Raw genomic sequence first — 23,955 nt, 5'->3', positions numbered from 1 at the left:
GAAACCGAGCTTGGTGTCGTGGACCTTCTGGAAGACGTCGCGGTACTGCGCGCGCAGCGCCATCACCGCGCTCATGTCCACCTCGTTGTAGGTGGTCAGCATCGCCGCGGTCTGCTGCGCCTGGACCAGGCGCTTGGCGATGGTCTGGCGCAGCCGGCTCATCGGCACGCGCTGCTCCGGACGTGCGCCCTCGAACACCGGCGCGGCGGGCGCCGCCGCGGGCTTGGCCGCCACAGGCGCCGCCCCCTTCTTCGCCGAGCCGGATTCCACCGCGGCGAGCACGTCCTGCTTCAGTACCACGCCGCTCTTGCCGCTGCCGTGGAGCTTCTCGATGTCGAGATCGTGCTCGGCGGCCAGCTTGCGCGCGGCCGGCGAGAGCCACTTGCTGCCGACCTGCTGGGCCTCGTCTTCCTCGGCCGCGGCCGGCTCGTCGCCGGCGGCCTGGGCGGGAGCCGCTGCCGCCCCGCCTTCTGAGAACAGTGCCAGCACCTCTTCCGAGGCGACCTGGGCGCCCTCCTCGACCTTGATCTCGCTGAGCGTGCCGTCGGCGGGAGCGACGACCTCGAGCACTACCTTGTCGGTTTCGATATCGACCAGCAGCTCGTCACGCTTGACCGGCTCTCCCGGCTTCTTGTGCCAGGTGGAGACGGTGCCCTCGGCGACCGACTCGGGGAAGCTGGGGGCTTTTATCTGGATTGCCATGTGGTTTTCCTTGCACGGTTTCTTGCCGCCGATCTCGGCGATGAATCTGACTGCCCACCGCGTCCACCGGGGCGGGGCGCCCGGTGGACGTCGTGGACTGGGCTTCCCGGCCTCAGCCCTCGAAAGCCGCAGCGACCAGAGCCTTCTGCTGCTCGACGTGAACCGCCATGTAGCCCGCCGCCGGTGCCGCCGCTGCGTCACGTCCGGCGTAAGCGAGTCGCGCGCCGAGCCCGGAGCGATGCCCTTCGAGGACCTGCCGCAGGGTGCTCTTTATCGCGTACCAAGCCCCTTGGTTGCGCGGCTCTTCCTGGCACCAGCACACCGACGCGAGTTGATCGAAGGGCGCCAAGGCCGCGGCCAGGCTCTGCTCGGGGAAGGGATAGAGCTGCTCGACACGGATGATCGCCACATCGTCGCGCTTTTGCTCCTGCCGATAGGCGGCAAGGTCGTAATAGACCTTTCCAGCGCAGAGAATCACCTGCTTGACCGCGGAGGGTGAACGCTCGCCCTGGTCGGGAATGACCATTTGGAAACGCCCCTCGGCCAGCTCCGACATCGTCGAGGTCGCGTCCTTGTGGCGCAGCAGGCTCTTCGGCTGCATCACCACCAGCGGCTTGCGCAGCGGGCGCACCACCTGGCGGCGCAGCAGGTGGAACATCTGCGCCGGCGTGGTTGGCGCCACTACCTGCATGTTCTCCTCGGCGCACAATTGCAAAAAGCGCTCGAGTCGCGCCGAGGAGTGCTCCGGTCCCTGGCCTTCGTAGCCATGCGGCATCAGCAGGACCAACCCACACAGCCGGCCCCATTTGCTCTCGCCGGAGGAGACGAACTGGTCGATCACCACCTGGGCGCCGTTGGCGAAGTCGCCGAACTGCGCCTCCCATGCCACCAGCGCATTGGGCGTGGTGGTGGCGTAGCCATATTCGAATGCCATGATCCCCTCCTCGGCGAGAAAGGAGTCATGGATGGTGAATGTCGGCTGCCCTTGCTCGAGGTGCTGCAGCGGCACCCAGGTGCTGGCGTCGGTCTGGCTATGGATCACCGCGTGGCGGTGGGAGAAGGTGCCGCGCCCGCAATCCTGCCCGGTGATCCTGACCGGATGGCCCTGGTCGATCAGCGTGGCGTAGGCCAGCGTCTCGGCGAAGCCCCAGTTGATCGGCACCTGCCCAGTGATCATCTGGCGCCGGTCTTCATAGACCTTGGCCACCTGGCGCTGCATCACGATCGGCTCCGGCACCGTGCACATCTTGGTGGCGAGCTCGGCCAGCCGCTTGGCATCGAACGAGGTGTCGTAATCGCCCGACCACTCGTGGCCCAGATAGGGCTTCCAGTCGACGAACAGCGATGGATTCGGCTGCTGGACCAGTGAGTTGACCACATGGCTGCCGCTGTCCAGGTGGCCTCGATAGTCGTCGGTCAGCCGCTGCGCGTCGGCTTCGGAGATCACTCCGGCCGCGATCAGCTGCTCGGCATAGAGCTCGCGGGTGGTCTTGTGCTGCTTGATCTCGGCATACATCAGCGGCTGGGTGCCGAACGGCTCGTCGGCTTCGTTATGCCCGTGCCGGCGATAGCAGACCAAGTCCACGACCACGTCCTTGTGGAACCGCTGGCGATAGTCGAGCGCGACCTGGGAGACATAGAGCGCCGCTTCGGGATCGTCGCCGTTGACGTGGAAGATCGGCGCCTGGACCATCTTGGCGATATCGGTGCAGTACTCGGAGGAGCGTGCGTCGTCGGGGCGCGAGGTGGTGAAGCCGACCTGGTTGTTGATCACGATGTGCACGGTGCCGCCGGTCCGGTAGGCACGCGTCTGCGACATCTGGAAGGTTTCCATCACCACGCCCTGGCCGGCGAAGGCGGCATCGCCGTGCACCAGTATCGGCAGCACCTGGTCGCCGCTGGCGTCGCCCCGGCGATCCTGGCGGGCGCGCACCGACCCCTCCACCACCGGCGAGGCGATCTCGAGGTGCGAGGGGTTGAAGGCGAGCGCGAGGTGGATCTCGCCCCCCGGGGTCATCACGTTGGAACTGAAGCCCTTGTGATACTTCACGTCGCCCGAGCCACGGGCGAGCACCTGCTTGCCGTCGAACTCGTCGATCAGCTCGGCCGGGCTCTTGCCGAGCACGTTGACCAGCAGGTTGAGGCGGCCGCGGTGGGCCATGCCGATCGCCACCTCTTCGACGCCGTAGCCACCAGCGCGCTGGATCACCTCGTCGAGCATGGGGATGAACGACTCGCCGCCCTCGAGGCCGAAGCGCTTGGTGCCCGGGTACTTGCTCGCCAGATAGCTTTCCAGCCCCTCGGCGGCCGAGAGCCGCTCGAGAATGTGCTGGCGCACCTCGGCGGAGTAGTCCGGCTTGCCGCGCACCGACTCGAAGCGCTGCTGCAGCCAGCGTTTCTCCTCGGTGTTGACGATGTGCATGAACTCACAACCGATCGAGCGGCAGTAGGTCCGTTCGAGCGCCTCGACAATCTCCGCGAGCTTGGCCTTGTCCTTGCCGATGAACAGCGAGCCGGTCTGGAACTCGGTGTCCATGTCCGCTTTGGACAGCTGGTGGAAGGAGAGATCGAGATCGGGCACCGGCTCCGGCTTGCGCAGGCCGAGCGGGTCGATGTCGGCGCGCTGGTGGCCGCGGAAGCGGTAGGCGTTGATCAGCTGGAGTACGCGTACCTGACGCTTGGCGTCGTCTTCTCCCTGGGCGCCGATGGGACGCGGGCCGAGGCGCCCGAGCTGCTCGAACTGCCCGCGCACCGGGGCGAGCGGAACGTCATGACTGGGGCTGCCATCATAGCGCGGGAGGGTATCGAAGTAGCCGCGCCACTCGCCGGGAATCGAATCGGGATCGACGAGGTAGCGCTCGTAGAGTGCTTCGATGTAGTGCGTATTCTCCCCATTGAGATAGGAGGTACCGGACAGGTATTTGAGTTTGCCTTCTTCCATCTTGAGTCACCCGTGACGATGTAAATGACGATCGGATCCGGCCGTTTTGGTTCAAGCCGCGGCGATGCTCCAAGGACGCAGAGCGACGCGCATGCCAACCGGACCCGCAACGATCTATCGAGTGGAATCGCTCAGATCCACCCCAACCAGTGCCAGTAGGTCAGCGCGAGCAGCAGCATCAGCGCGTAGCCGATCAGCGTCAGGTAGATGCCCGTATGAATGAACTGCCGGCTGGTGAAGGTCTCGGTGCCGATGCAGACCATGTTCTGCGGCGCATTGATCGGCAGGATGAAACCGAAGCTGAGGACGAAGCCGAGCAGCATGCTCATGCCCAGTACATTGATGTCGCCACCGATGTGGCTGAGTACCGCGATCATGATCGGCAGCATCGCCGAAGCCAGGGCGGTGGCGCTGGCGAAGCCAAGGTGGATGATGACCAGGAAGGCGGAAAGCGCGGTGAACACCATGAACGGAGACATCTGTTCCATGCCGAGGCTTGAGACCAGCAGCTGTGCCAGCCAAGCGCCCGCCTGGGTGGTCAGCATCGCGGTGCCGAGGCTGATCCCCGCGCCGAAGACCAGCACCGTGCCCCAGGGGATCTTGAGCTGCACGTCGCGCCAGCTCATCACCCCGATGCCCGGCATCATCAGAATGGCCAGCCCGACCAGGGTGGTAGACGAGGTGTCGAACGGATGGAGCTTGCCGCCGGTCGACCAGACCACCAGAAGGCACAGCATGACGCTGAGCAGGAACTTCTCCGAGCGCGACAGCGGGCCCAGCTCGGCCAGCTGGCGCTTGACCGTGTCGGTACCGCCTTCGATGGTTTCGGCCTCGGGGGGCATGACCCGAAGAATCACGAAGTAGACCACCACCGTCATCAGGACGCTCCAGGGAGCCCCCGCCACCAGCCAGTCGGTCCAGGTCACCGACTCACCGATGATGTTCTGCATGAAGCCGATGGTGAGCAGGTTCTGCGCCGCAGCGGTCATGATCCCAACGTTCCAGACGCTGGTCGCCTGGGCGACCAGGATCATCAGCCCCCCGGCAAGCTTCGAGCGCTTATCGACGCCGAAGGCGGCGACCGCACCCAGCATGATCGGCACCACGCAAGCCACGCGGGCGGTGGCGCTCGGGACCAGGAGGCTCAACACGATGGTGACCGCCAGCGCCGCCAGCAGCACACGCTTTGGGCGGGCACCGAAGCGCGAGAGGGTGATCAGCGCGATGCGCCGGTCGAGGCCGGTATGGGTCATCGCAACGGCAATGAACAAAGCGACGGCTACCAGCAGCAAGGCGGGACTGGCAAAGCCGGTGAGGCCCATGCCCAAGGCCCTGCTGGTGCCGATGATCACGCTCGGGTCATCGATCGACGGCGCCAGGCCGATCAAAAAAGCGATCATCGCAATGATCGTCAACGCACTCACCTCATAGGAGAGCGACTCGCTGATCCACACGATCACCGCGAAGACCAGGATGGCGAGCATTCGCTGACCTGCGACCGGCAGCCCCTCTTGCTCGGGAAGCAAGATGATCACCAGCGCGGCGATGATGGCCAGGCATAGCCCCCATGGCACTTTTCGCAGGAAACTGTCTGATTGTCTTGCAGTGTCGGTATTCACGGCGGGATCCCTTATTGGCGATTTCTCATTTCGCTCAGCGAATGGACGTGTCTTATTGGATAATAAGAGTCGATGCTCAAGATGGCGGCAATGTGACAAAACCGCACACATCGTACGGATTATGTTTTCATTCAGCTACCGCTTATGATTCTTTAGGTAAAAAAACCACAAAAAACATTTAACATCCCGTTAATGCAGAGAATGTCAGCATTTTTTTGGTTTTTTTACTACGTAAAATCAAAGAAGATCTCCGTGACTGGACAAGCACGTCGCGCGCATTCGAATGCCGTGCTTCAGCGCAGCCCTTGGTCGCCATGGTCTCGATGTGATCGGTGACGCAGAGGTCCTAACCGCGGGATTAATCCCGCTAATTCGCGCGAAGGAATCATGCCTCACCGGCAGCCTCATGGGGAGTATCAATGGATTCTCAGATAGACAATATGGGGAATCGATGGCTTGCCATCTCGGTTTTTTGGCAGGTACATCGGAATACCTGACGCCAAAGCCTTCGAGACACTATAGGATCGAATACCGACTTTCTTTGATCTGGCTCAATTTTTAATTTACCTCGACCATCCACAAGAAAACATCACCACTGCCACATACACTGCCTCCTGCTTTTCTCGATCATATCGATGAACAACGGACATAATTCCCCCGTGTTCTCCCTATGTGGATGCAATCGCGCTGATACCCATCTACCCAGGCGTAATGAAACGAGCCGATGGACGAACGACATCCCCGCGCCGGCGGCGGGAATGCGGATCGTGTTCAGGGTCCAGTTGGAGCGAGTCGGTGAGCGGATGGTGAGCGGATGGTGAGCGGACCGGTCGAGATCACTGCTTCCCGGTCGCCGGGCAAGCGCTGAGGCAATGCCAATATCCGGCCATCGCCTCAGCCCGGTACGCCGCCGCTAGGAGTCGCCGGTCAGCTTGTCCTGCGTGCTGGTTTCGAAGTCGGAGGCGGCATGGCGCTCATGCAGCTGGCTCGAGGGCTCGCCAAAGACCCGGTTGACCATACGTCCACGCTGGACGGCCGGACGTTCACCGACGGCTCGGGCCCAGCGCTGAACGTGCTCGTAATCCTGGGTGGAGAGAAACTCGGCCGCCTCGTACAGCCAGCCGTTGACCAGGCCGCCGTACCACGGCCAGATGGCGATATCGGCAATCGTGTACTCACTGCCGGCTACGTACTCGTTGTCGGCGAGCCGCTTGTCGAGCACATCGAGCTGACGCTTCACTTCCATCGCGAAGCGGTCGATCGCATATTCGATCTTGACCGGCGCATAGGCATAGAAATGGCCGAAGCCTCCGCCCAGATAGGGCGCGCTGCCCATCTGCCAGAAAAGCCACGACAGGCATTCGGCGCGTGCGCCGGCCTCGGTCGGCAGGAATGCCCCGAACTTCTCTGCCAGATACAGCAAGATCGCCCCGGATTCGAAGACCCTGATCGGCTGCGCGCCGCTGCGATCCATCAATGCGGGGATCTTGGAGTTCGGATTCACCGCGACGAAGCCACTGCCGAACTGGTCTCCTTCACCGATGTTTATCAGCCAGGCATCGTACTCCGCGCCGCCATGACCGAGGGACAACAGCTCCTCGAGCATCACTGTGACCTTGACGCCATTCGGCGTGGCCAGCGAATAGAGCTGCAGGGGATGGCGCCCGACGGGAAGCTCCTTGTCGTGGGTCGCACCAGAGATCGGTCGGTTGATGTTGGCAAAGCGACCACCGCTCGCCTTGTTCCAGGTCCACACCTTCGGCGGCACGTAGTCGAATGAATCGGTCATCGTTGGCTCTCCTCGCACTCAAGGGATCGTGCCCAAGGGGGATGGCGGCAATCAGCGCCGGCTCATCCAAGGCTCCGGGTCGAGGCTCGCATTTAAACGGTACGAATTCCAGGCTGCTCGAACATAGCGAAAGGCTTACCGCTCTTTGCATCGTTTTATGCATCGCCCGATGGACGAGCGAACGAGCGGCGAGCCATTCTTCGAGCGCGCTTTCTGCAGATCGGCCTCAGACACGCCAATCGGTACCGCGGTGCATCGCCCCGACCAGGAGATCGCGCATCGCCTTGGCGGGCCCGGAGAGCTCCCTCTCCCTGGCCCACGCCACGCCGACCTCCATGTCCGGAACAGGATCGATCAGATCGATCTGCTCGACCCGCTGCCCCTCCAGAGACCAGGGCCGGTAGACCATGTCGGAGAGCACCGCGACGCCGGCGCCGCTGGCGACCATGCTGCGCACGGCTTCCACCGACGAGGTGCTGAAGATCGTCCTCGGCTTGAGCCCGGCCTGCACCCAGTAGCGCATCGCCGTCTTCTCGGCCTCATCGACGTTGAGCATCACGTAGGGATGACCGGCCACCTCCGCCAGGCTGACCTGGTCACGCTCAAGCAACGGATGGTGGGCGCCGACCCAGAGCCGCCGGCGCGATCGCAGCAGTGAGTGGTGGTCTAGACTGGCCTGGCGGCCGAGATTCGAGGTCAGCACGATGGCGAGGCCGAAGACCCCGTCGACCAGTCCGGCCTGGATGGTGAGCCTCGGGGCCTCGTGAAGACGCACTTCGATCTCGGGATAGCGGCGGCGAAAACGCGCCAGCAGCGGCGGAAAGAAATAGCCCGCGACGGTGTAGCTCATCGCGAGTTCGAGGCGTCCGGTGACCGTGCTCGGCATTTCCGGCCCGAGGTCGAGCGCTTCGGCGGCTGCCTGCAGCACCCGCTGGGCCTGGCGCAGGAACCGCTCACCGTGCAGGGTCAGCTGCATCCCCTGGGCGCTACGGCGAAACAGCCGGACCCCGAGCTGCTGTTCGAGCTCGCGCACGGCGGTGGTGATCGAGGACTGGGAGACGTTGAGGTCCACCGCCGCCTGGCTGCCCTTGCCGCTTTCGGCGAGGCCGACGAAGTAGCGAAGCTTGCGCAGGGTCAACTCATTCTGCATCCGGCCACCTTTTTCGGATTTTCCGAAAACACGAAACAAAAGCTAATTATACAAAACACCTCCATGGCGGCGCATAACTTCCCCATCGACCGGATGGAGAGCCCCATGGGAGCCCAAATCGACCTCAACGCCGACATCGGCGAACGCTTCGGCCACTGGCACCTTGGAGACGATGTGGACGCCGAGCTGATGGCGCTGATCACTTCCGCCAACCTGGCCGCCGGCTTCCACGCAGGCGACCCCAGCGTCATCGATGCAAGCCTGGTGCTGGCCCAGCGCCACGGCGTCGCCGTCGGCGTCCATCCAGGCTTCGGCGATCTGGTCGGCTTCGGCCGACGCCACATCGACGCCAGCGCCGCCGAGCTGGTCAACGACGTGCTCTACCAACTCGGCGCAGTAGCCGCCCTGGCCGCGCGGCGCGGACTGGCCCTGCACCATCTCAAGCTGCATGGGGCGCTGTTCATGCATGCGGCCCGCGACCAGCCGTTCGCCGAGCTGCTGGTCGAGGCGCTGCTGCAGGCGGCGCCGGGGCTCCCGCTCTACTGCCTGCCGGATTCAGCGCTGACCCGCGCGGCGCGCACAGGCGGCGTCAAGGTGGTGCGGGAGTTCTACGCCGATCGAGATTACTCCCGCGACGGCTCGATCGTATTCGTCCGCAGGGTACCGCGGCTCGATCCCGAAGCCGTGGCCGACAAAGTGCTCACCGCCTGCAGCGAAGGCGTAGTCGCCAGCGTCGATGGCGAGCGGGTCGAGGTCGAGTTCGAGTCCATCTGCCTGCATAGCGACACGCCCGGCGCGCTCGAGATCGCCCGCGCGGTCCATCGACGGCTCACCGCTGCCGGTATTCGCCTGGCGGCGGTCTGATCGACGCCTTGCATCGCTGATCCCGCTTGACCCCATTCCAATACCAACGACCAGGAGTCGAAGAGCTATGTCCCGCATACCCGTGCAAGCCCCCTTCCCCGGCGTGTTCTATCGCCGCCCCTCGCCAGAAGCGGCGCCGTTCGCCGAACCGGGCGAATCATTGGGCCCGCAGAGCGTGATCGGCCTGCTCGAGGTGATGAAGCAGTTCGCCGAGATCACCGCAGGCGACCACGGCAGGCTGGTGCAGTTCGAGGTCGAGGATGGCGCAGTGGTGGAGGCAGGCCAGGTCATCGCGGTGCTGGAAGGCGGGGATGCGTGATGATCGAGCGTCTGCTGATCTGCAACCGCGGGGAGATCGCCGTACGCATCGTTCGCGCCGCGCGCGAGCTCGGCATCCATAGCATCGTCGCCCACAGCGAGGCGGACGCCGACGGACTCGCGGTAAAGCTCGCTGACCAGGCGGTCTGCATCGGGCCGGCGCAGGCGGCGCTCAGCTATCTCAACGTCGAGGCGATCATCGCCGCCGCCGCCCTGACCCAAGCCGACGCCGTCCACCCGGGCTACGGATTTCTCGCCGAGAGCGCCGAGCTGGCGGCCGCGGTAGCCAAGGCGGGACTGTGTTTCATCGGACCGGACGCAAAGACGATCGCACGCATGGGCGACAAGGCCTGCGCTCGGCACGAGGCGAGCCTTGCCGGGGTGCCTGTCGTCCCCGGCTCGCAGCCACTCGATGACGATCTGGACCAGGCCGTGCGCATCGCCGGGGAGATCGGCTACCCGCTGTTGATCAAGGCGAGCGCGGGCGGCGGCGGCCGTGGCATTCGCAAGGTCGAGAACGCCGAAGAGCTGGTCCGCCAGCTGCCCCTCGCCCGGGCCGAGGCCCGCACGGCGTTCAAGGATGAGCGTGTCTATCTCGAAAAAGCGATCGATCGCGCTCGTCACATCGAAGTGCAGATTCTCGCCGACGGCGAACGCGCGGTGCACCTGTTCGAGCGCGAGTGCTCATTGCAAAGACGACGCCAGAAGATCCTCGAGGAGGCGCCCTGCGCCGTCCTCGACGAGGAGCGACGCCAAGCGCTCTGCGCGAGCGCGGTGAGGCTCGCCGAGCGGATCGGCTATCGCGGCGCGGGGACGCTCGAGTACCTGTTCGATGAAGCCACCGGCGATTTCTTCTTCATCGAGATGAACACCCGCATCCAGGTCGAGCATCCGGTGACCGAGCTGATCACCGGCATCGACCTGGTCCGCGAGATGATCGAGATCTGCGCCGGCCGGCCGCTCGGCTTCACTCAAGCCGAGGTCCAGCGCCGCGGCTGGGCGATCGAGATGCGGATCAACGCCGAGGACCCCGACCGCGGATTCTTCCCCTCCCCAGGTCGGGTGGAGCGTCTCACCTGGCCCGCTGGCCCGGGTATCAGGATCGACAGCGCGCTCTATCCCGGCTACCGGATTCCGCCCTTCTATGACTCGCTGGCGGCCAAGCTGATCGTCCACGCCGAGCATCGCGATGCCGCCCTGGCCCGCGCTCGGCGGGCTCTCGACGAGTTCGAGCTCGAGGGCTTCGCCACCACCGCCGGGCTCCATCGTCGCCTGCTCGACGACCCGCGGGTCCGCGAAGCGCGATTCGATACGCAGTATCTCGAGGCCTGGCTCGCCGGCACCACTGATCAGGAGACCCTCGCATGAGCGCACGCTACAGTTTCGCTGGCGACGAATTCCTCTTCGTCGAGCTCAGCGAGGAGATGAAGCTCGAAGCCTTCTTTCGCAGCATCTCGATCACCGACCGCCTGCGCCGGGAAGCCGTCGACGGGGTGATCGAGATCTGCCCGGCCAATGCCTCCTACCAGGTCCGTTATGATCCCGACCGGCTCGATGGGAACCGGCTCAAGGCGCTGCTCGAACGCTTCGACACCGAGCTCGCCGGCAACCGCCAGCGCACGCTCCATACCCGGGTGATCGAGGTGCCGGTGTTCTATGACGACCCCTGGACCCGCGAGACCTTGATGCGCTTTCGCGACCGCCACCAGCAGCCCGACGCGACCGATCTCGAGTACGCGGCGAGGATCAATGGCTACGACGACACCGCCGCTTTCATCGAGGCGCACAGCGCGACGCCGTGGTTCGTCTCGATGGTCGGCTTCGTCGCCGGCCTGCCGTTCATGTACCAGATGGCCCCGCGCGAGCGGCAAATCCAGGTGCCGAAGTATCTTCGGCCCCGCACCGACACGCCGCGACAGACGGTCGGCTACGGCGGCTGCTTCAGCTGCATCTATTCAGTGCGCGGCGCGGGTGGCTACCAGATGTTCGGCATCACCCCGATGCCGATCTACGACCCCGCCGGCGCCCAGCCGCACATCGATGCCTCGATGATCTACTTCCGCCCCGGCGACGTGGTCAAGTTCACCCCGATCGACGACGCGCGCTACGAGGTGCTCGACGCCCAGGCCGCGCGCGGCGAGTTCGTTCCCCGCGTCATGCCCTACGTCTTCGATCTCGACGGCTATGAGCGCGATCCGATCGGTTACGCAGCCAGGGTCAAGGAGGTTTTCGCATGAGCATCGAAGTACTCAAGCCGGGGCTGCACACCTCGATCCAGGACCTTGGCCGGGTCGGCCACTACCATCTCGGTATTCCGCCCTCGGGCGCGATGGACCAGCTGTCGCTGCGCGCCGCCAACCTGCTGGTCGGCAACCCCTCCGGCGCCGCCGCCTTGGAGTGCGCGCTGATGGGACCTGAGCTTCGGTTCACCGAAGCCTGCCGGGTCGCCGCCTGCGGGGCCGAGATGGTGCCCAAGCTCGACGGCGAGCGGCTGCCGCTCAACGAGGCCTTCATCGCGCCCAAGGGCAGCGTACTGAGCTTCGACTTCGTTCGCGCCGGGGCCCGGCTCTACCTCGCTTTCGGCGGCGGTATCGATGTACCCGAGCGGCTCGGTAGCCGCAGCACCTATGCGCTGGGAGGCCTCGGCGGCCTGGACGGACGCGCGCTGCGCGCCGGCGACCGCCTGGCGCTGCTGCCTTGCTCCTCCCGCATCCCGCTGCGCCAGCTGCCCGAGCAGTGGCGGCCGCGCTTCGACGCCGAGCACGTGCTGCGCGTGGTCCCCGGGCTCTACGAGCATCGACTCAGCCCCGCCGGGCGCGAGCGCTTCTACGCCGAGACCTGGCGGGTCGCCTCCGAGGCCGACCGGATCGGCTATCGCTTCAAGGGCGACCAGCCGCTCGAGTTCGTACCCCGCGAGCCGCCTTTCGGCGCTGGCAGCGATCCATCGAACATCGTCGACGCCTGCTACCCGATCGGATCGATCCAGATTCCCGGCGGCGCCGAGCCGATCATCCTCCATCGCGATGCGGTCTCAGGCGGAGGCTACGCCACCATCGCCACGGTGATCAGCGCCGACATGGATCTGATCGGCCAGCTCCAGCCACACCGCAAGGTGCGCTTCGAGGCGGTCGACCTGCCCACCGCGCTGGAAGCGCGAGGCGCATATCGAAAGCGTATCGCCGCGCTCGAGCGCCACTTCGCGCCTGACTAGTCCCACGCCGGCCGCTCGGGCCGGCTCGTTCCTGCGTGTCCAACCACAAAAACCTCGCAAGGAGTCATCCATGGCCGGCAAAATCTCTGCCCCCGCAGATCCAACCAACGCCCCCGATCATCCCCGCCTCCCCCGGACCAAGCTGATGATGGCCTGGTGGGCGGTATGCAGCGCGATCTTCTACATCGTCGTCGCCGCCGCCATGGCCCGCGCCTATGGCACCGTCAACGCCCTGATCGGCGTGGTGCTCAGCGTGCTCTGCTATACCCTGGTCAATCGCGTGCTGTGCCGCTATGCGATCGCCTCCGGGCTCGACGTGGCGCGCTTCTCGCAGCGCCTGTTCGGCGCCCTGGGCGCACCGCTCGCGACCCTGATCTTCTTCGCCACCGCGCTCTACTATGCGGTGTTCGAAGGCCACGTCATGGCGCTGGCGCTGACCGCGTGGAGCGACGGCGCCCTGCCGATGCCGGTCTCCGCAGTGCTGGTGACGCTGCTTGGGATCGTATTGATCGGCGGCGGAGTCCAGCGCTGGCTGGACAAGTTCAACGGCGTGCTGCTGCCGATCTATGTAGTCGGCATGGTCGCCGCGGTGGCGGTCGCCTTCATCGTTTATGGCTATCCCCAGGGCTGGCTCACCCGGGAGCCCGCGGGCGGCGCCTCAAACTGGGGCTGGCTCAACACCTTCGCGTTCTACATGGGCGTCTGGGTATTGATGATGTTCACCTTCGACTACGCCCGCTTCGGTCGCGAAGAGGACGCCGACTTCCACGCCAAGGTGACCTTCGGCCTGCCGTTCTACCTGATGACGTTCCTGTTCAGCGCGATCATCGGCATCCTGCTCGATGCCACCCTGCCGAACGAGGGCATCTCCGAAGCCTCGCTGGTCACCGGCCTGCTCGAGTTGATGGGTGGCTGGGGGCTGCTGCTGGTGTGGGTGACCCAGAGCCGAATCAATACCGCCAACTTCTATCTGGCCGCGAGCAACCTCGACCACCTGATCGGCGGCGCGCAGCGGCGCTGGAGCAAGCCGGTGAGCATCCTGCTGGTCGGCATCCTCGCCTACCTGCTGATGCTCTCGGATGTGTTCGCCTATCTGCTCCAGGCCTTGGCCTACCAAGGGGTGTTCGTGGTCGCCTGGGTAGGCGTCGCCATCGCCTGGTTGATTTCACCGAGCCGCGGTATGCCCGCGCCCTCGGTCACCCCGCGCCTGGAGCGAAGCGGACTGATCGCCTGGCTGGGCGCGACGGCGATCGGTATCGCGCTGATGTACGCAGGCCCCCTCGCCGTGCTCTCCGCGCCGCTGACCTTCGTCAGTGCGCTACTGCTCCATACCGCCGCCACGCTGTTCTTCCCGCACCGCGTTGCGATCTGAGCGAGACTTCCCGCTTCGGTGCAATACCGGAGCGGGCCAACTCGGACCAGCCGGATCCCCGACTCATATCCCTGGCAGGTGGGCCTGGATATGTCTTGCGAAGGCGTCTACCAGCGGCGAATGGGTCTCCCGGGCAAACTCCACGGTGATCCCGAAGCTGGGCAAGGCAGGCAGGTCCGCCCCGGTAGCCAGTATCTGCAGGTCTCCCGGTACCGCGGTCCGTGTCATCACCGCGATCGCCTGGCCTGAGCGCGCCAGCGCGATCAAACCCGCCAGACTGCTGCTGGCGTAGGCGACATGGTGAGCACGCCCACAGTCGATCAGCGCCTGGCGAGCCCAGGCATGATCCAGATTGTCCGCGTGAGAAAGCGCCAAGGGGAGCGACTCGGATTCCATCACCGGGCAGCCGGGACACCCTACCCAAACGAGCTGCTCGCGACGAATCACCGATGCCGAACGCTCTCCATCCGGCACGGAAACCAGCGCCAGATCGATGGCGTGTCTGGCGAGCTGCTCACGCAGGAGAGAGGTCGGCGCACAGTTCACCTCTACCGAAGCGTGGGGATGGCGGTGGGCGAATCCACGCAGCAGGACGGGCAGGAACACCGCGGCATAATCGTCCGGGCAGCCGAAGCGCAGGGTACCGGCAAACCCCTGGCCCGAGAGCTCGGCCAAGGCCTCGTCATGACAGCGGAGGATGCGCTGGGCATGCACCAGCAGCTGGTCGCCGTGCGCGGTCAGCAGTACGCCACGCCCAGTGCGCTGCAGCAGCGGCTGCCCGACCGCCTCCTCCAACCGCTTCATCTGCTGACTCAGCGCCGCTTGGGTGCGGCCCACGCGGTCGGCTGCACGGCTGAGGGCCTTGGTTTCGGTGATCACGACGAACGAGCGCAGCAGGTCGATATCCAAAGATGGCCGCAAGATATAAGCATTCCTTTATGCTTGCATAAGAACTATTCGTTTTGATGAAACCCCAGGCTCCTCTATCGTGCAAGCACAACGTCACAGCGCCGGCGAGGAAGAGATATGTCGAGGAATCAAGAACCGATCTTCTGGGAAAATGCACGCAGTCACCTGATCCGCTACGGCGGTGATTTCGAGCCACTGATCATCGAACGGGCCGCCGGCAGTTTCGTCTATGACGCTGACGACCGGCCGATCCTGGACTTCACCTCCGGGCAGATGAGCGCAGTGCTGGGCCACTGCCATGCCGATATCGCCGCAGTGATCCGCGACCATGCCAGCCGCCTGGATCACCTGTTCAGCGGCATGCTTTCACGCCCGGTGGTGGATCTGGCCAAGGGCTTGGCCGATCTGGCGCCCGGAGAGCTGAGCCGAGCGCTGCTGCTGAGCACCGGTGCCGAGTCGAATGAAGCAGCCATCCGTATGGCCAAACTGGTGACCGGTGGCTACGAGGTGGTCGGCTTCGCCCAGTCCTGGCACGGGATGACGGGAGCCGCCGCCTCGGCCACCTACAGCGCCGGCCGGCGCGGCATTGGCCCGCCCGCGGTGGGCTCCTTCGCCATCCCGGCACCCAATGGCTATCGACCGCGATTCGGCAGTGGTGATCACTACGGCTGGCGAGCCGAGCTCGACTATGGCTTCGAGCTGATCGACCGCCAATCGAGCGGAAGCCTGGCGGCGTTCATCGCCGAGCCGATCCTCAGCTCCGGCGGCATCATCGAGCTGCCCGATGGCTACATGGCGGCACTCAAAGCCAAGTGCGAAGAGCGAGGCATGCTGCTGATCCTCGACGAGGCCCAGACCGGCATCGGCCGCACCGGCTGGCTGTTCGCCTGCCAGCGCGAAGGTGTCACTCCAGACATCCTCACCCTGTCCAAGACGCTCGGCGCCGGCCTGCCCCTGGCAGCGGTACTGACCACCCCATCGATCGAGGAGCGCGCCCACGAGCGCGGCTACCTGTTCTACACCACCCACGTATCGGACCCGTTGCCCGCGGCGGTGGGACTCAAGGTGCTGGAGGTGGTCGAGCGCGATGGCCTGGTCATGCGTGCCCGGCAGGCCGGGCAGCGCTTGAAGTCCGGCCTGCAGGCGCTCATGGCCAAACATGATTGCATCGGAGACGTGCGAGGACAGGGCCTGCTCCTCGGCGTGGAGGTGGTCAAGAGTCGCCGGACGAAGGAACCCGCCATCGATCTGGGCGTTGCGATCAATCGTGAATGCATGGACCTTGGACTGAGCATGAACATCGCCCGGCTGCCGGGCATGGGAAGCGTATTCCGAATCGCGCCACCGCTGACCGTGAGCGATGAGGAGATCGATCTGGGATTGGCGCTGTTGGACCGAGCCGTTACCCAAGCGCGAGTATGACGCCATGCCAGGATGAACATGTGAGTGGCGTTGTTACGGCCTTTCCCCATGCCTTGCCATATACTCGAAAGCTGAATGTTCCAGGCGGACCGAACGCATGCCGACTCACCAAAAGCTCCGGACTCGTATCCCCGTCACGCTGCTGGTCGGATTTCTGGGCGCAGGCAAGACCACGCTGCTCAGGCGGTTGCTGTCGGATCCACAGGGGGTACGCTTCGGGGTTCTGATCAATGACTTCGGCGCGGTCGACATAGATTCCGAGCTTGTCGTCGAAAGCAGCTCCGATACCGTTTCGCTCTCCAATGGCTGCGTTTGCTGCTCGCTCAGCACCGATCTCGTCGATGCGATGAGGCGTCTTCTCGATAGCCAGCCGACGCCTGAGCACATCATCATCGAGGCGAGCGGCATTTCGCGCCCGCTCCCGCTCTTGGAGGCGCTGGAGGTCGAGGCGCTCGAGCAGCGGATCATCCTGGATGGCGTCTTCTGCTTGGTCGATGGCGCGGCTTTCGACCAGCTCGATTTCGAATCGACTGAGCTAGCCCTGGAGCAGGCGACCGGCGCCGATCTGGTCATCGTCACCAAGTCAGACCTCGCCACGCCGGAGCAGCTGCGGGCGACCGAGGACACTCTGCGTTATGCGCTGCCGAGGATGCGTATGATCCGGGCCAGCGGCGGTGACCTGCCGCGAGATATCCTGTTCGCTAAGGCGGATCACCTCTCGGATTCCATTCGGGCATCCACGCTGAACGAGCGTCATCGAGTCTGCAGCCATGCAGACGATGATCAACGCAATGAACACCGACATGACCATGAACACGATCACGGGCATACCGATCGGTTCGAATCCTGGCATTGGCAGACCACGCAGAGAATCGACGAAGACAAGCTGCGCCTGGCGATCAAGCGCCTGCCCCCCGGGCTTTTGCGCGTCAAGGGCATCTTCCATACGCCGGGCAGGCCCGACGGGCGTCTGATCCTGCAGCTGGTCGGCAAGCGATCGGAACTCACCTACGAACTCAGCGATGCGCCAAAGAGAAGTGCGGCCGTCGCCATCGGCGTCAAGGGTTCGTTCGATCCAGACGTGCTCGAGGAGGTCCTATCGAGCTGCGTCATCGATGAGCGCGCGCTCTGAATCAGTTGCGGAAACCTTGCCTCGTGACCAGGCTCGCCACTACCGTGAGCAGCAGCGTGGTTGCCATCAGAACGAAGGCGATGGCGGCCGCGAGCGGCCAGTTATTCATCTGGAATTGACCGTAAACCAACGGTGCCAGCATACGGAACTCAGGCCCGCCGAGCAGCACGGGGGTTGCATAGGCATTCATCGCCAGGATGAAGGTCAGGATGGTCCCCGCGGCAATTCCCGGCATGGAGAGCGGCCAGAGCACGCGACGAAACATCGTCAGCGGCGGCGCGCCGAGGGAGAAGGCCGCCTCCTCGAGATTTCTATTCACGCTTTCCAGCACGCTCTGCAAGGTCAAGACCATGTAGGGCAGGTTGACGGCGATGATGCCGATGACTACCGCCGTCTCACTGAACATGATCTCGGTCATCGTCGAGGTGATACCAAGATCCATCAAGGTAACGCTGAGGAAACCCTGGCTTCCGAGCAGTGTCATCCATCCCGCCGCGCGCACGGCGTTGCCGACGAATAGAGGAATGACGACGGCGATGATCATCAGGTTCTTGAAACGCGACTGGGTGCGCGCCAACACATAGGCCAGCGGAAACCCCAGCAGGATGCAGGCCAGCGTACAGACGACCGAGATGCGCACGGTGGTAAAGAAAGCGCCAAGGAAATAGGGGTCGGTGAAGAAGTCGACATAGTTGGCCGGGGTAAAGGCCTCCACCATCAGAAGGCGCGGGTCATATTCGTTGAACGAGTAGCGCAAGAGAAACAGCAGCGGCACGATCACCCCGAGCGCCACGAGGATGGTCGCCGGGCCGATCAGGCTGGAGGCGCTGATGACCGTGCCTGAGCGGAGCTGCGAGGATGTATCCACGAGACGTCTCCTATCGATCTGATCGATCCGTTTCTGGCTGATTCATCATCGAGAGGCTTCTGGGCGGAAGCATGCATGCGCTCAAGCTTTGAACACGCGGTCCCACCAAGTCTTCATTTCATTGTCATGGTCGAGCAGGAAACCATAGTCGATGTTCTTGAACAGGGAGACTTCCTGCTCGGTGAAGCCGATCCGCGCACTCAGCTCAGCCGGGACATCGGCGTTGGTGACCACCGGGTTGTACCCCATGTCTTCGGCAAACGCCCTTTGGGCAGCCGGATCGAGCATGGCGTTGAGATAGGCATAGGCGCCATCCAGATGCTGAGCATTCTGAGGAATGGAAAAGCCGGAAACATAAGGGATGGCGCCCTCGCTCGGAACCACCGAGGCCACCTTGATACCGGACTCCTGCCACTGGACGGTCCTGGCTTTCCACATGATGCCGACGTCGATCTCGCCAGCGGAGAGGCCCTGTGCGAAAGCCTCATTGGTCGGATAGATTCGCGCGCCGGCCCTGCGCGCCTCGAGCAGCAGCTCCTTGCCCGGCTCGATATCGGTAATGGCACCGCCAGCCGCCAGCGCGGCTGCCGAAATGGTGTATTGATACTGGATGTCGATGAAACCGAGCCGATTGCCATGTGAAGGATCGAAAGCTTTTGCATAGCTATCGGGTGCATCCACGGCGTCCGGATTGTAGTTCACCACCATCGCCGAATAGATGTGCGGAACGCAGTAATCGAATCGAAAGCCCGGCTGCAGGTTCTGTGCATTCGGAATCCGGCTGTAGTCGATCTCCTGGGTCAATCCAAGTTCATAGACTTGGTACATGTTGGGACCATTGAGCCCTTGGATATCCGTCGACCCACGCGGCAGCCGGCGCTCGGCGATCATCTTGGCCCGACGCTCGGGATCGCCCGCCTGGTCCTGGATGACACGCCACCCCTGGGATATCAAAAAGGGCTGCTCGACATTCTGGTTGAGAAGCTGGGCATAGTCGCCTCCCCAGGTGCCGACGACGACGGTGCCAGCCGCCTGGGCGCGGGTGATCGAAGGCATGGCGAGGGCAGCGACGCCCGCTGCGGCACCGGTGAGCAAGCGACGGCGGTCGATCAGCAATCTATTCATGTGAGCTCTCCGTGCGTTATTGGATTGATTGTCAGTGCACTGCTTCCGGTTGCTTCTCACGCGGCACAGCGAAGATCGCGGCGTTGGATGACCAAGCGACATGGACGCGATTTCCGACCTCAGGCAGACGGACGCCTTCGCCGTTGGCGATCTGGGCGATGATGCGATCAGAAGGCGAAATGCGCACGTGAACGTCGGTAAGGCCTCCCATATAGGAGACGATCTCGACCTCGCCGATGAAAACGTTATCGAAACCCGCTGGGGGTTCGGCCGTCAGTGTGACGCGCTCGGGCCGCAGAGCGAGTACCGCATCGCCTACGAGGCGCCGGCCACAGCGAACGCTCAATCCGCTCTCGAGCACGAGCACGTCCGCCTTCATGCGCCCTCGCAGAAAGGTGGAGCGACCAACGAAACCGGCGACGAAAGGCGTGGCTGGACGCTCGTAGAGGTCGCGCTGGGTGCCGACCTGCTGGATCCGGCCTTCGGCCATCACCACCAGGCGGTCCGCCATGGTCAACGCCTCTTCCTGGTCGTGCGTGACCATGACGGTGGTAATACCCAGGCGCTGCTGGAGATTTCTGATCTCAAGGCGGACCTCCTGACGCAGCTTGGCGTCGAGGTTCGACAGCGGCTCGTCGAGCAGCAGCACGTCCGGCTGGAAGGCCAGCGCGCGTGCCAGCGCCACGCGCTGCTGCTGCCCGCCCGAAAGCTGGCGCGGCAGCCGATCGGCCAGATGCTCCAGCCGCACCAGCCTCAGCGCTTCCAGGATCTTAGGTTCACGCTGCGCCTTGGCGACGCCACGCATCTCCAACCCGAAGCCGACGTTCTGGGCCACGCTCATATGCGGGAAGAGCGCGTAGTTCTGGAACACGAGCCCGGTATTGCGCCGCCACGGCGGCAGCTCCGTGACTTCGCGCTCGCCGATATGGATCATCCCGGAGGTCGGCTCCACGAAGCCGGCGACCATGCGAAGGGTCGTGGTCTTACCGCAGCCCGATGGACCGAGCAGCGTCAGGAACTCGCCGTCCGCGATGTCGAGCGAGACATCCTGAGCGGCATAGAAGTCTCCATAGCGCTTGGAGAGGGTGTCGAGCTGTAGACGAGCCATTTAGACCACCCTGGAAATTTTGACGAAACGGTCGGTGAACAACATCGCGGCCACGACGATGACGATCTGGATTACCGAGACCGCAGCGATGGTCGGATCGATCCGCCATTGCAGATATTGCAGGATCGAGATCGGCAGCGTCGTACGCCCCGGACCGACGAGGAACAGGCTCATCTCCAGATTGCCGAAGGAGGAGACGAATCCGAACAGCGCACCCGCGACTACCCCCGGCAGGATGGCTGGCACCGTGATTCGCCGGAAGGTAGTGAAGCGGTTCGCGCCCAGGTTCATCGCGGCTTCCTCCTGCGCGCGATCCATGCCTTCGAGGCTGGCGACGATGAGGCGCACGATCCATGGAATGGTCAGCAGCACATGCCCCCAGACGAGCCCCCAGAACGACCCGATCACCGGCAAGCCGCTGCGAATCTCGATCTCTACCTGGAAGACGTAGAGGGCAAAACCGAGCACGATACCGGGGACGATGAGTGGCATCAGGAGGATGTTGCTGACGAGCGCGCGACCGCGAAAGCGCACGCGTACCAGGCCGAGCGCAGCGGGAAGCGCAAGCAGCAGACCAATCGCGGTGGCGATCACCCCAAGCTGGGCGGACAGCACGAAAGCGTCGATGAACTGCTGGTTGGTCGCCGCCTGCGAGTACCAGCGAAGCGAATAGCCCTGGGGTGGGTAGGATGGGATCGATTGCAAGTAGAAAGACAGCCAGGTGACGAAGACCAGCGGCGTCAATATGTAGAGAAACGCGATCAGCGCTACCCCATTCAGCACGATGGATCCCAGGCGTCGGCGCCTGGTTCGCGTCCGCAGCGCCTCCCGGGGTGCTCGACGCACCGTGCTCACGCAACCTCCAAGGCGTTCTTGTGGAAACGTCCACCCTTCATGATCACCGACATGTGTCGCCCCTGCCCTTCCAGGAGAGAGACGTCGCGTGTCGGGTCGCCGTCCACCACGATGAGATCCGCCCAGGCTTCCGCCGCGATCGTGCCGAGCCGCCCGGGTCGACGCACGACCTCGGCCGCAATGGTGGTAGCGGAGCGGATCACCTCGATCGGTGCCTGCACCTCGGCACGGATGCTGAACTCACGACTCTGGTCCATGGCCAGCGCGCCGAGCAGATCGGATCCATAAGCGACCTTGACCCCAGCCGCGCCGCACAGCTCGAGCGAGCGGTAACCACCCTCCAGCACCAACTCGTTTTTTTCCAGCATCTCGGCCGGCATGCCGTACTCGGCAGCGCGCTCCTTCATCGCCACATAGGCCACCAGATTGGCCACCAGATAGGCCCCGCGCTCAGCCATGAGAGCCGCTGCCGCCTCGTCTATCAGGTTGCCATGCTCGATGGTGCGCACCCCGTTGGAGACCGCGCGGGTGATCGCCTCGGCCGAATAGGCATGGGCACAGACATAGCGCCCGAAGGCTTCCGCCTCCTCGACCGCCGCCAGTATCTCGTCGGTGGAAAACTGCAGCGAATCCAGCGGGTCATAGGGCGACGCGACGCCGCCCGACACCATGATCTTCACCTGGTCACAGCCCTGGCGCATCTGCTCGCGCACCGCCTTGCGGACGGCGTCCTCGCCGTCGGCCACGAGGCGCAGATAGGCCATTCCGTTGCAGCACGGGCAAGCATAGCCAGGGTTGGTACGTGAGCGTCCGTCACTGTGGCCGCCCGTCGGGCCGATCGAACGGCCGGCAATGAAAAGGCGCGGGCCTGGGATTAGCCCTTTGTCCACCGCCGCTTTCATCCCCCAGTCCGTGCCGCCGGTATCCCGCACGGTGGTGAATCCGCGATCGAGCATCTCACGTAGCCGCCGCGCTCCCCGGGCGGCCGCCAAGGTCAGCGGAACGTCCTCCATCCGCCGCATGTAGACTTCGCTGTGCATCGAATGGACGTGGCAGTCGATCAGACCGGGCATCAGCACCCGACCGCCACAGTCGACGACGTGGGCCGACGAGGTCTCGATCGGGCGATCGGACACTTCGCGGATCCTTTCGCCCTCGACGAGGACCTCGTAGCCACCCCGAGGCTCGTCGAAGGCAGGATCGAGCAGTCGCAGATTCCTGAACAGCAATGCTTGCGCGGTCATGGTGATAGGGCCGTCCGTCAGTCGGATATGCAATCAGTGCAGCCTATTCTTGTACAGCCGCCCGTTTTTCATTATCAGCGGCATGTACCGCCCTTGCCCTTCGAGGAGCCCGAGGTTACGCAGCGGATCCCCGTCTACGACGATCAAATCGGCGAAAGCGCCTGGCGCGATGCATCCAAGCTTGCCCTCCTGACGCAGGACCCTGGCGGCGATGCTGGTCGCAGAGCGCACGATATCGATGGGCGAGAGGACTTCCGCGCGGATACGGAACTCCCGGGACTGGTCCACCTGGAGCTGGCCGAGCAGATCGGACCCATAGGCGACAGGCACGCCGGCGCGCTTGCAGATCTCCAGCGAGCGCAGGCCGCCCTCGATGACGAGATCGTTCTTCTCCAGCATCTCGCCATTCATACCGTACTCGGCCGCGCGCTCTTTCATCGCCACATAGGCGACGAGATTGGCGACGAGGAACATCTCCTTCTCGGCCATCAGGGCGGCCGAGGCCTCGTCGATCAGATTGCCGTGCTCGATCGTGCGCACCCCCGCTCGGGCCGCGCGAGCTATCGCCTCGGCCGAATACGCGTGGGCGCAGACGTATCGACCGAAGGCCGTGGCCTCCTCCACCGCCGCGCGCACCTCGCCCTCGGAGAACTGCAGCGAATCGAGAGGATCGTAGGGCGATGCCACCCCTCCCGACATCATGATCTTCACGTGGTCGCAGCCCTGTCGCATCTCTTCGCGCACCACCTTGCGCACCTCCGATACACCGTCCGCCCGCCCCATGGCGAAGGCCAGCGCGTCACAGCACGGGCAACGCGTCCCAGGGTCGGTGCGACGCCGGCTATCGCTGTGCCCGCCCGTGGGGCCGATCGCGCGTCCGGCGACGAAGATACGGGGGCCATCGATCAGCCCCTCCTCGACCGCAGTGCGAATTCCCCAGTCCGCCCCGCCGGTGTCACGAACGGAGGTGAAGCCACGATCGAGCATGCCGCGTAGCGACTGCATCGCATGCGCGGTCATCAGCGTCAGCGGGATGCTCTCGAGCTTGCCGATCACCACCTCGCTGAGCACGACGTGCACATGGCAGTCGATCAGACCGGGCATCAGCGTTCCTCCACGGCAATCGATCACCTCGGCCGTGTCCGCTTTGATCGGGCGCTCCGACACCTCCCTGATCGTGCAACCCTCGACCAGGAGTTCGTATCCGTCGACGACTTCGTCACCCTCGGGATCGAGCAAGCCGAAATTCCTGAATAGAAGCTGGCCCATGCTATCTCCATGTCCTGGTGTGCCGAGAGCGCTCGTCACTCCGCTAAACGAGCAGCG

General features: G+C 64.2%; 20 protein-coding genes. 8 read left to right on the top strand and 12 right to left on the bottom strand.

Annotation, left to right across the window (positions count from 1 at the left end):
* The 5 genes from Q376_RS21995 to Q376_RS21985 form a co-directional block, all read right to left on the bottom strand.
* Positions 1–702 (bottom strand): biotin/lipoyl-containing protein (locus Q376_RS21995; RefSeq protein ID WP_211266633.1); only part of this gene is annotated, 702 nt, incomplete at its 3' end.
* A gap of 112 nt (positions 703–814) precedes the next feature.
* Positions 815–3,643: a 2-oxoglutarate dehydrogenase E1 component gene (locus tag Q376_RS21990; protein ID WP_043447033.1), complete on the bottom strand. Its 2,829-nt coding sequence runs from the start codon at positions 3,641–3,643 to the stop codon at positions 815–817.
* Between the two features lie 131 nt (positions 3,644–3,774).
* Positions 3,775–5,262, bottom strand: a complete 1,488-nt coding sequence (locus Q376_RS0109040; protein ID WP_052365098.1) for a DASS family sodium-coupled anion symporter — start codon at positions 5,260–5,262, stop codon at positions 3,775–3,777.
* A gap of 913 nt (positions 5,263–6,175) precedes the next feature.
* On the bottom strand, positions 6,176–7,051 hold the full coding sequence (gene yghU / locus Q376_RS0109035; RefSeq protein WP_027350047.1) for a glutathione-dependent disulfide-bond oxidoreductase: 876 nt from the start codon (positions 7,049–7,051) through the stop codon (positions 6,176–6,178).
* Positions 7,052–7,277: 226 nt separating this feature from the next.
* The gene (locus Q376_RS21985) at positions 7,278–8,201 is read right to left on the bottom strand and encodes a LysR family transcriptional regulator (RefSeq protein WP_043447029.1); all 924 of its coding nucleotides are present in this window, start codon (positions 8,199–8,201) and stop codon (positions 7,278–7,280) included.
* 105 nt (positions 8,202–8,306) lie between these two features.
* Here Q376_RS21985 and pxpA point away from each other — a divergent pair, with 105 nt between their 5' ends.
* The 6 genes from pxpA (at position 8,307) to Q376_RS21980 (ending at position 13,966) form a co-directional block, all read left to right on the top strand.
* A complete protein-coding gene (gene pxpA, locus Q376_RS0109025) occupies positions 8,307–9,065 on the top strand; it encodes a 5-oxoprolinase subunit PxpA (protein ID WP_052365097.1) in 759 nt (252 codons plus the stop codon).
* A gap of 67 nt (positions 9,066–9,132) precedes the next feature.
* Positions 9,133–9,384, top strand: coding sequence for an acetyl-CoA carboxylase (locus tag Q376_RS0109020; RefSeq protein ID WP_027350045.1), 252 nt, complete (start codon positions 9,133–9,135; stop codon positions 9,382–9,384).
* Positions 9,384–10,751, top strand: a complete 1,368-nt coding sequence (locus Q376_RS0109015; protein WP_027350044.1) for an acetyl-CoA carboxylase biotin carboxylase subunit — start codon at positions 9,384–9,386, stop codon at positions 10,749–10,751. The genes Q376_RS0109020 and Q376_RS0109015 overlap by 1 nt, the downstream gene beginning before the upstream one ends.
* Positions 10,748–11,620: a 5-oxoprolinase subunit B family protein gene (locus tag Q376_RS0109010; protein ID WP_027350043.1), complete on the top strand. Its 873-nt coding sequence runs from the start codon at positions 10,748–10,750 to the stop codon at positions 11,618–11,620. The genes Q376_RS0109015 and Q376_RS0109010 overlap by 4 nt, the downstream gene beginning before the upstream one ends.
* Positions 11,617–12,594 carry a 5-oxoprolinase subunit C family protein gene (locus Q376_RS0109005; RefSeq protein ID WP_027350042.1) on the top strand — a complete coding sequence of 326 codons (978 nt, stop codon included), beginning with the start codon at positions 11,617–11,619 and terminating at the stop codon, positions 12,592–12,594. The genes Q376_RS0109010 and Q376_RS0109005 overlap by 4 nt, the downstream gene beginning before the upstream one ends.
* 70 nt (positions 12,595–12,664) lie before the next feature.
* Positions 12,665–13,966 carry a purine-cytosine permease family protein gene (locus Q376_RS21980; protein ID WP_052365096.1) on the top strand — a complete coding sequence of 434 codons (1,302 nt, stop codon included), beginning with the start codon at positions 12,665–12,667 and terminating at the stop codon, positions 13,964–13,966.
* Between the two features lie 63 nt (positions 13,967–14,029).
* Here Q376_RS21980 and Q376_RS0108995 read toward each other — a convergent pair whose 3' ends face one another.
* On the bottom strand, positions 14,030–14,887 hold the full coding sequence (locus tag Q376_RS0108995; RefSeq protein WP_043447023.1) for a LysR family transcriptional regulator: 858 nt from the start codon (positions 14,885–14,887) through the stop codon (positions 14,030–14,032).
* Positions 14,888–14,992: 105 nt separating this feature from the next.
* Between Q376_RS0108995 and Q376_RS0108990 the strand changes: the two genes are divergently transcribed.
* Together Q376_RS0108990 and Q376_RS0108985 are read left to right on the top strand one after the other, a co-directional pair.
* A complete protein-coding gene (locus tag Q376_RS0108990) occupies positions 14,993–16,297 on the top strand; it encodes an aspartate aminotransferase family protein (protein WP_027350040.1) in 1,305 nt (434 codons plus the stop codon).
* A 97-nt stretch (positions 16,298–16,394) separates the two neighbouring features.
* On the top strand, positions 16,395–17,429 hold the full coding sequence (locus tag Q376_RS0108985) for a CobW family GTP-binding protein (RefSeq protein ID WP_027350039.1): 1,035 nt from the start codon (positions 16,395–16,397) through the stop codon (positions 17,427–17,429).
* A 1-nt stretch (position 17,430) separates the two neighbouring features.
* Here the strand turns inward: Q376_RS0108985 and Q376_RS0108980 are convergent, their stop codons facing one another.
* From Q376_RS0108980 to Q376_RS0108955, 6 genes are all read right to left on the bottom strand, one after another.
* A complete protein-coding gene (locus tag Q376_RS0108980) occupies positions 17,431–18,297 on the bottom strand; it encodes an ABC transporter permease (protein ID WP_052365095.1) in 867 nt (288 codons plus the stop codon).
* A gap of 81 nt (positions 18,298–18,378) precedes the next feature.
* The gene (locus Q376_RS0108975) at positions 18,379–19,524 is read right to left on the bottom strand and encodes an ABC transporter substrate-binding protein (protein ID WP_081803466.1); all 1,146 of its coding nucleotides are present in this window, start codon (positions 19,522–19,524) and stop codon (positions 18,379–18,381) included.
* Positions 19,454–20,530, bottom strand: coding sequence for an ABC transporter ATP-binding protein (locus tag Q376_RS0108970; RefSeq protein ID WP_027350036.1), 1,077 nt, complete (start codon positions 20,528–20,530; stop codon positions 19,454–19,456). Before Q376_RS0108970 ends, Q376_RS0108975 begins: the two co-directional genes overlap by 71 nt.
* Positions 20,531–21,313 carry an ABC transporter permease gene (locus Q376_RS0108965; RefSeq protein WP_211266632.1) on the bottom strand — a complete coding sequence of 261 codons (783 nt, stop codon included), beginning with the start codon at positions 21,311–21,313 and terminating at the stop codon, positions 20,531–20,533. It lies immediately after the preceding gene.
* A 68-nt stretch (positions 21,314–21,381) separates the two neighbouring features.
* Positions 21,382–22,629, bottom strand: coding sequence for a metal-dependent hydrolase family protein (locus Q376_RS0108960; protein ID WP_043447048.1), 1,248 nt, complete (start codon positions 22,627–22,629; stop codon positions 21,382–21,384).
* A 33-nt stretch (positions 22,630–22,662) separates the two neighbouring features.
* Positions 22,663–23,898 carry a metal-dependent hydrolase family protein gene (locus Q376_RS0108955; RefSeq protein ID WP_027350033.1) on the bottom strand — a complete coding sequence of 412 codons (1,236 nt, stop codon included), beginning with the start codon at positions 23,896–23,898 and terminating at the stop codon, positions 22,663–22,665.
* Positions 23,899–23,955 lie beyond the last annotated feature (57 nt).

It is taken from the genome of Halotalea alkalilenta DSM 17697 (assembly GCF_000621205.1).
Lineage (GTDB): Bacteria > Pseudomonadota > Gammaproteobacteria > Pseudomonadales > Halomonadaceae > Halotalea > Halotalea alkalilenta.
The sequence above is the reverse complement of the archived record's forward strand: the minus strand, read 5'-3'. Positions and strand labels throughout refer to the sequence as shown.